Source organism: Streptomyces lothianensis, assembly GCF_047779955.1.
In the GTDB taxonomy this organism is placed as follows: domain Bacteria; phylum Actinomycetota; class Actinomycetes; order Streptomycetales; family Streptomycetaceae; genus Streptomyces.
In genome coordinates this window covers 1-7,553 of sequence record NZ_JBLMKT010000025.1, presented here as the reverse complement: position 1 = coordinate 7,553, position 7,553 = coordinate 1, and the positions used below count along the sequence as shown (strand labels likewise).

Here is a 7,553-nt window from a genome sequence, read left to right as displayed (position 1 = left end):
ACGACCGCGGGCCCCGTCGTGATGACGACCGTGGCGGGTTCCGTCGGGATGACCGCCGCGACGACCGTGGCGGGTTCCGCCGTGACGACCGCGGGCCCCGTCGTGATGACGACCGTGGCGGGTTCCGTCGGGATGACCGGCGCGATGACCGTGGCGGGTTCCGCCGTGACGACCGGGGGCCCCGTCGTGATGACGACCGCGGTGGCTTCCGCAGGGACGACCGCCGTGACGACCGAGGTGGGCGTCCCGGTGGTGGCGGCTACGGCCGGCGTGACGACCGCGGTGGCTACCGCGGCCGTGACGACCGGGGACGCGACGAGCGCGGCGGATACCGTGGCCGCGACGACCGTGGGGGCTACCGCGGCCGTGACGACCGCGGTGGCTACCGGGGCCGTGACGACCGCGGTGGCTACCGGGGCCGGGACGAGCGTGACCGTGATCGCGCGCCGATCAAGCGGCTGCCGATCCCCGAGGACGTCACCGGCCAGGAGGTCAACCCCGACGTACGCCAGGAGCTGCAGAGCCTCCCCAAGGGGCTCGCGGAGGATGTCGCCAAGAACCTGGTGATGGTCGCCCGGTACATCGACGAGGACCCCGAGCAGGCATACGCCTACTCGCGCGTCGCCCTCCGGCTCGCATCCCGCGTGGCAGCCGTCCGCGAGGCCGCCGGTTTCGCCGCGTACGCGAACGAGAAGTACTCGGAGGCGCTCGCCGAGTTCCGTGCCGCCCGTCGGATGACGGGCTCGGCCGAACTGTGGCCCGTCATGGCGGACTGCGAGCGCGGCCTCGGGCGTCCCGAGAAGGCCCTCGACATGGCCGGTGAGCCCGAGGTGCAGCGGCTCGACAAGGCCGGGCAGGTCGAGATGCGCCTGGTCGCCGCCGGTGCCCGGCGCGACATGGGGCAGCTGGACGCGGCCATCGTGACGCTGCAGAGCCCGGAGCTCGCCTCCAACGCAGCACAGCCCTGGACCGCGCGTCTGCGGTACGCCTACGCCGACGCCCTCCTCGAGGCCGGTCGTACGGAGGAGGCGCGCGAGTGGTTCGCGAAGGCCGTCGAGGCCGACAAGGACCACAGCACCGACGCCTCCGACCGCCTCGCCGAACTCGACGGCGTGGAGTTCCTCGACGCCTTCGACGAGGAGGAGGGGGAGGAAGAAGGCGAGGAAGCGAGCGAGCAGGTCATGGAGCAGGCCCCCGCCGCTGTCCGGGAGCCCGTGACAGAGGCCGCGTACGAGCCGGCGGCTGAGGTTGAGGCCGAGGGCGACGTCAAGGCCGAGACCGTGGCCCAGCCGGCCACCGGACAGCCGCTGTTCGTGGCCCCCGAAGCGGCCCCCGAGTCGGCCCCCGAGGCGGCCCCCGAAGAGGCTCCCGAGCCGTCGGCCGACGAGGATGAGGACGAGGACCAGGCGCCCGCGCCCGCCACGGCCGAGACCGGCGCCACGGACGAGGCCGACAAGGCCTGACCCCGCGGGACGACGAAAACGAAGGGGGGCGGTGACCGGACAAGGTCACCGCCCCCCTTCGCCGTATCCGGCCCCGGAGTCAGCGCACAGGCACTTCAGTACGCGAGGCTCCGCAGCACCAGCCCTGTCGCCGGCTTCGGACCGAAGGACGTCGACTTGCGCGGCATCGTGACCCCTTCGCGAGCCAGTTCCCGTACGACATCCTCACGGACCGGCCGCATCAGCACGGCCGTGCCGCCGTCGCGTTCCGCCTTGGCGACCGTGGCCGCAGTGTCGTGGATGTACGCGATGTGCTCGGGGTCGTCGTCCGGGACCCCCCAGAGGTGGTTGAGGAGCGTGGCGTGCAGGACCGTCGCGTCCAGCCGCCGCCAGGCCTCGGGACGGTCGGTGGGGACCGTGCGGGCGAGCAGCTCGGGGGAGGGGCGGTCGATGAGGTGGTACGTGCCGTCGCCGCCCGTCAGGAGGAAGGGATTCGAGCTCGCGTCGGCCGATTCCAGGGCCTCCATGGCGCGCGGCAGAGGCCCGTCGACCGTACGGACGCGGAACGAGCCCTGCACCGCGGCCAGCGCCTCGCCGACCGGCAGCCGGTGCAGCAGGCGGTGGATGGCGCGTACGCGCAGGGGGTAGCGGGCCGAGTCGACGAGGAGCACGAGGCCGTGGTCCCAGGGCGTGCCCCGCGGGTGCTCCGCGCGCAGCCGCAGATAGGTGGCCCAGCGGTGGTGGCCGTCCGCGATGAGGGCCTGGCGCCGGCTCAGATCGCGCCGGACCTCGGCCAGCTCGGCCGGATCGGTGACCGACCACAGACGGTGGCTGAAGCCGTCCTCCGTCGTCGTGGAGAGGAGCGGCGTGCGCGCGACCGAACGTTCGATCACCGCGGTGGCACCGGTCCGGGTGCCCTCACCGCGGTAACTGAGCAGCAGCGGCTCGAAGTTGGCGGCCGCGGCGCGCATCAGGTCCGCGCGGTCCTCGACGATGTGCGGCATCACGTCCTCGTGCGGCAGCACGATGCCCTCGGCCGCCTCGGAGAGTTCGAGCGCGCCGATCAGGCCGCGCTGGAGCAGATCGCCGTTGCGCTGTTCGTAGACGTAGAACGCGGGCTCCGGGTCCGGGGCGAGGATGCCCTCGGCCAGCCAGTCGCGCAGCGTCTCGGCGGCCTGCTTATGGCGGGCCTCGGGGGTTTCGGCCTGCGGCAGGATCAGGCGGACGATGTTGTGGGGGTCCGCGCATTCCAGGTGGTGCAGCCCGTCGGGCCGTACGACCACGTCGTAGGGCGGGGACGTGACCGCGGCCAGGCTTCCGACCCGGTCGGGGGCGTATCGCAGGCCTCTGAACGGGCTAAGGTTCAGACCTTCGGCGCTCTGACCAGTGGTGTTCATTGAGGCATCGTAGTTGTGTCGACGCCGTGCGAGATGATCGGGGCACAGGCACCGAACGAGGAGCGATGACCACCATGGCGCAGACCGTCAGGACCGGCCCGGCAGGCAGCGAGCGGGCACTGAGCGCGGCGTACGACACGGCGCTGCTCGACCTCGACGGGGTGGTGTACGCGGGGGGTGCGGCGATCCCGTATGCCGTCGACTCGCTGCTGAGCGCGCGCGAGGGCGGGATGCGGCTGGCGTATGTCACCAACAACGCGCTGCGGCCGCCGGAGGTGGTCGCCGAACACATCACCGAGCTGGGCGTGCCGACCGAGGCTGCCGAGGTGATCAACTCGGCGCAGGCCGTGGCACGGCTGATCGCCGAGCAGCATCCGGCCGGTGCGAAGGTGCTCGTCGTCGGCGGCGAGGGGCTGCGGATCGCGCTGCGCGAGCGTGGTCTCGTGCCGGTGGAGTCGGCGGACGAGGGACCGGTGGCCGTGGTGCAGGGGTACGGAGGGCCCGAGCTGAAGTGGGGCCGGTTCGCGGAGGCCTGCTACGCGATCGCGGACGGGGCGGCGTGGTACGCCTCGAACACGGATCTGACGATCCCGAGCGGGCGCGGCATCGCGCCCGGCAACGGGGCGGCCGTCGAGGTCGTACGGATCGCGACAGGCGCCGAGCCGCAGATCGCGGGCAAGCCGCTGCCGCCGATGCACCGCGAGACGATCCTGCGTACCGGGGCCGAGCACCCGCTGGTGGTGGGGGACCGGCTCGACACGGACATCGAGGGTGCGCACAACGGGCGGGTCGACTCGCTGCTCGTCCTGACCGGGGTGACCGACGGCGCGCAGCTGCTCGCGGCGCGGCCCGAGCACCGGCCCACCTACGTGGACGCGGACCTGCGCGGGCTGCTCTCCGGGCAGCCGGAAGTCCTCGCCGAGGGGGAGCGGTTCCGCTGCGGGGGCTGGACCGCGTGGGCCGGCGAGGCCGACCTGGAACTTGACGGCGGCGGTGAGCCGTTGGATGGCCTGCGTGCCCTGTGCGCGGCGGCCTGGACCCGGGCGGGCGACGGGGTGTGCGAGCTGGAGCCGGGGAAGGTGCTGGCGCGGCTCGGGCTCTGAGGCGCTGGCGAGGCTCGGGCTCTGGGGCGGGGGCCTGCGCGGACGTTGGTGTGGGGCGTGCGTGGATTGCGACGTGCGGTGTGCCCGGGTCGGGTGCGCCCGTACGCAACCCCGCCATCCGCCGAGAATGCGAGGGTAGGCTAACCTAACCTGGTGTTGGTCGACAGTCCCTCTCAGCCGCAGGCGCCACCCGCCGAGACGGCACCGGTCCGGCGCCAGGCGATACGGGCCGCAGGCCTCCTGCTGTCCCTCGGTGTCCTGCTGATCCTTGTCGTCGCGAGCATCGCGGTCGGCGCCAAGCCGATACCCGTCGGCGAGGTCTGGCACGGCCTGTTCGGCAACACGGGCACCGAAAACGACGTCGTCATCAGTGAACTCCGCCTCCCGCGCACCTTGCTGGGCCTCCTCGCCGGTGCGGCCCTCGGCCTCGCGGGGGCCGTGATGCAGGCGCTGACGCGCAATCCGCTCGCCGACCCCGGACTGCTCGGCATCAACGCCGGAGCCTCGGCGGCAGTCGTCTCGGCCATCAGCTTCCTCGGTGTCACCTCGCTGACCGGCTATGTGTGGTTCGCGCTCGCGGGCGCCGCCGCCGTCATGGCGCTCGTCTACGTCCTCGGCGGCGTCCGCGCCGCCACCCCCGTACGGCTCGCGCTCGCCGGCACGGCGGCCGCCGCCGCGCTGTACGGCTACATCAACGCCGTACAGATCATGGACACCGCGGCCCTCGACAAGATGCGCTTCTGGACGGTCGGCTCGCTGGCCTCCGCCTCGATGACGACCGTCGTCCAGGTGTTGCCGTTCATCGGCCTCGGTATCGCCCTCGCGCTCTGCGTCGCACGCCCGCTCAACGCCGTGGGCATGGGCGACGACACCGCACGCGCCCTGGGTGCGCGGGTCAACCGCACCCGGGCGCTCTCGATGCTCGCCGTGACCCTGCTCTGCGGGAGTGCCACGGCGGCCTGCGGGCCGATCGTCTTCGTCGGCCTGATGGTGCCGCACATGGTGCGCGGCTTCACCGGCCCCGACCAGCGCTGGATCCTGCCGTACGCCACCGTGCTCTCGCCCGTGCTGCTGCTCGGCGCCGATGTCATCGGCCGGGTGGTCGCGCGCCCGGCCGAACTGCAGGTGGGCATCGTGACGGCGTTCATCGGCGGTCCGCTCTTCATCCTTCTCGTACGACGCCGGAGGACGGCGCAGCTGTGAACGCACCGAAATCCGCAGCCGCCCGCGCAGAGGCGCGGCCCGGCCCGGCCATCCGGGCGGTGCGCACCGCCGGCGGGCTCTCCGTCCGCCTCGCGCCGCGCCCGCTGCTCGCCGTGGCGGCGCTCCTGGCGGTGGCACTCGCCGCGAGTGTGGTGCTCATCGGCACCGGCGACTTCGAGATCCCGGCCGCCGACGTCGTCAGCACCCTGCTCGGCAACGGCACCCCCGCCCACACGTTCATCGTCAACGAGCTGCGGCTGCCGCGCGTGGTCGTCGGGCTCCTGGTCGGTGCCGCGCTCGGACTGTCCGGCGCGCTGTTCCAGGCGGTGACGCGCAACCCGCTCGGCAGCCCCGACATCATCGGCTTCGGCCAGGGCTCCGCGGCCGGTGCGCTCACCGTGATCGTGCTGTTCCGGGGCAGCGCCGAGGCCGTCGCGCTCGGCTCGCTCGCCGGCGGTCTGCTCACCGGTGCGCTGATCTACCTGCTCGCCTGGAAGCGCGGCGTCCACGGCTACCGCCTGGTCCTCGTCGGCATCGGCGCCGCCGCGGTGCTCACCGCGCTCAACGGCTACCTCCTCACCAAGGCCCAGATCGTGGACGCGGCCCGCGCGGTCGTCTGGATCACCGGCTCGCTCGACGGGCGCGGCTGGGAGCAGGCCGGCCCGCTGTTCTGGCTCTGCCTGCTCCTCGTACCGCTCGCCCTTGCCTGCGCACGTCCGCTGCGCATGCTCGAAATGGGCGATGACGCGGCGTACGCGTTGGGGGTACGGGTGGAACGCACCCGCCTCGTCCTGCTGACCGCGGCCGTGCTCCTGACCGCCGCGGCCACCGCCGCCGCCGGGCCGGTCGCGTTCGTCTCGCTCACCGCGCCGCAGCTCGCCCGGCGCCTCACCCGCTCGCCCGGGCCCAACCTCGTGGCCTCCACGGTCATGGGCGCCACGCTCCTCATCACCGCCGATCTGGGGGCGCAGCGGGTGTTCGGCGCCGAGCAGCTGCCGGTGGGTGTCGTCACCGGCTTCCTCGGCGGCGGCTATCTGCTGTGGCTGCTCGCGGGGGAGCGGAAGGCGGGGCGGGTGTGAGCGCCGCGTACTCCCGGCGCAAGGCGCCGCTCATGACACCCACCGACCCGCAGAACACGGAGCGTCCCGATTTGAACCGCCTCTCCGCGGAGAACGTCACCCTCGGCTACGACCGGCGCATCATCGCCGAACAGCTGTCGGTCGAGATCCCCGACCACTCCTTCACGGTCATCGTCGGCCCCAATGCCTGCGGAAAGTCGACGCTGCTGCGCGCCCTCTCGCGGATGCTCAGACCCTCCGAGGGCCGGGTGCTGCTCGACGGGCAGACCATCCACGCGATGCCCGCGAAGAAGGTCGCCCGCACGCTCGGCCTGCTGCCGCAGTCCTCGATCGCGCCGGACGGCATCACGGTCGCCGACCTGGTCGGGCGCGGGCGCTATCCGCACCAGGGTCTGCTGCGCCAGTGGTCCGCGGAGGACGAGCGGGTCGTACAGGAGTCGATGAGCTCGACCGGTGTCGCCGAACTGGCCGACCGCTATGTCGACGAACTCTCCGGCGGGCAGCGCCAGCGCGTCTGGATCGCGATGACGCTCGCCCAGCAGACGCCGCTGCTGCTGCTCGACGAGCCGACCACGTTCCTCGACATCCAGCACCAGATCGACGTCCTCGACCTCTGCGCCGACCTGCACGAGGAACAGGGCCGCACCCTGGTCGCCGTCCTGCACGACCTCAACCACGCGGCCCGCTACGCCACCCACCTGATCGCGATGCGGGACGGACGTGTGCTCGCCGAGGGGGCGCCGTCCGAGATCGTGACCGCCGAACTGGTCGAGCAGGTCTTCGGCCTGCGCTGCCAGATCATCACCGACCCCGAGACGGGCACGCCCCTGGTGGTGCCGGCCGCGCGCAGGGGGCGCGGGCGCATGTCGGATGCCGGGGCGGTCGCTGAAGCTAAAGCAGTTTCCTGAGGTGGAACAGGTCGCGGAAGCCCGCCTCCAGCTTCACCCGGCCCGATCCCCAGGCCTTCGCGAAGTTCAGCCGTCCGTTCACCATCGCGACCAGATCATCGCCGGTCATCGCGAGGCGGATCTGCGCGCGCTCGCGCGGGGCGCCCTCGTATGTGTCCTGAACACGGATACGGCCGTCCTCGAGACGGCCGGTGAAGGTGATGTCCAGATCGGTGATCCGACAGCTCAAGGAGCGGTCGAGTGCGGCCGCGCTGCGGACCTCGCCGTCCGCGGAGGCCAGATTCTCGCTGAGCAGTTCGAGCGCCTCCCGGCACTCTTCGATCGTCGCCATCGCGACCGACGGTACCCCAGGCCCGGTGCGGGGACCGCTGAGTTCCTAACTGACGTCAAGTAGTTCGTGGTGTTCTTGAGGGTCGGTTCG

General features: G+C 72.5%; 6 protein-coding genes and 1 pseudogene. 5 read left to right on the top strand and 2 right to left on the bottom strand.

Features of this window, described 5'->3' with window-relative positions:
- Positions 1-449 precede the first annotated feature (449 nt).
- Positions 450-1,307 (top strand): annotated as a pseudogene (locus tag ACLF6P_RS07110) (tetratricopeptide repeat protein); the annotation flags it as partial.
- Between the two features lie 251 nt (positions 1,308-1,558).
- On the opposite strand, the gene ACLF6P_RS07105 reads toward ACLF6P_RS07110, so the two are convergent.
- Positions 1,559-2,839 (bottom strand): DUF1015 family protein, encoded by a 1,281-nt coding sequence (locus ACLF6P_RS07105; RefSeq protein WP_415948971.1) that lies wholly within the window; start codon positions 2,837-2,839, stop codon positions 1,559-1,561.
- Positions 2,840-2,913: 74 nt separating this feature from the next.
- Between ACLF6P_RS07105 and ACLF6P_RS07100 the strand changes: the two genes are divergently transcribed.
- The 4 genes from ACLF6P_RS07100 to ACLF6P_RS07085 all read left to right on the top strand — a co-directional run bounded on the left by ACLF6P_RS07100 (position 2,914) and on the right by ACLF6P_RS07085 (position 7,132).
- Positions 2,914-3,942 carry an HAD hydrolase-like protein gene (locus tag ACLF6P_RS07100; protein WP_415948972.1) on the top strand — a complete coding sequence of 343 codons (1,029 nt, stop codon included), beginning with the start codon at positions 2,914-2,916 and terminating at the stop codon, positions 3,940-3,942.
- 153 nt (positions 3,943-4,095) lie between these two features.
- On the top strand, positions 4,096-5,145 hold the full coding sequence (locus tag ACLF6P_RS07095; RefSeq protein WP_415948969.1) for a FecCD family ABC transporter permease: 1,050 nt from the start codon (positions 4,096-4,098) through the stop codon (positions 5,143-5,145).
- Positions 5,142-6,224 (top strand): FecCD family ABC transporter permease, encoded by a 1,083-nt coding sequence (locus ACLF6P_RS07090; RefSeq protein ID WP_415948968.1) that lies wholly within the window; start codon positions 5,142-5,144, stop codon positions 6,222-6,224. Before ACLF6P_RS07095 ends, ACLF6P_RS07090 begins: the two co-directional genes overlap by 4 nt.
- 32 nt (positions 6,225-6,256) lie before the next feature.
- Entirely contained in the window at positions 6,257-7,132 is an 876-nt protein-coding gene (locus ACLF6P_RS07085) for an ABC transporter ATP-binding protein (protein ID WP_415948967.1), read from the top strand.
- Here the strand turns inward: ACLF6P_RS07085 and ACLF6P_RS07080 are convergent.
- Positions 7,116-7,463, bottom strand: a complete 348-nt coding sequence (locus tag ACLF6P_RS07080; RefSeq protein ID WP_415948965.1) for an SCP2 sterol-binding domain-containing protein — start codon at positions 7,461-7,463, stop codon at positions 7,116-7,118. The genes ACLF6P_RS07085 and ACLF6P_RS07080 overlap by 17 nt on opposite strands.
- Positions 7,464-7,553: the final 90 nt, after the last annotated feature.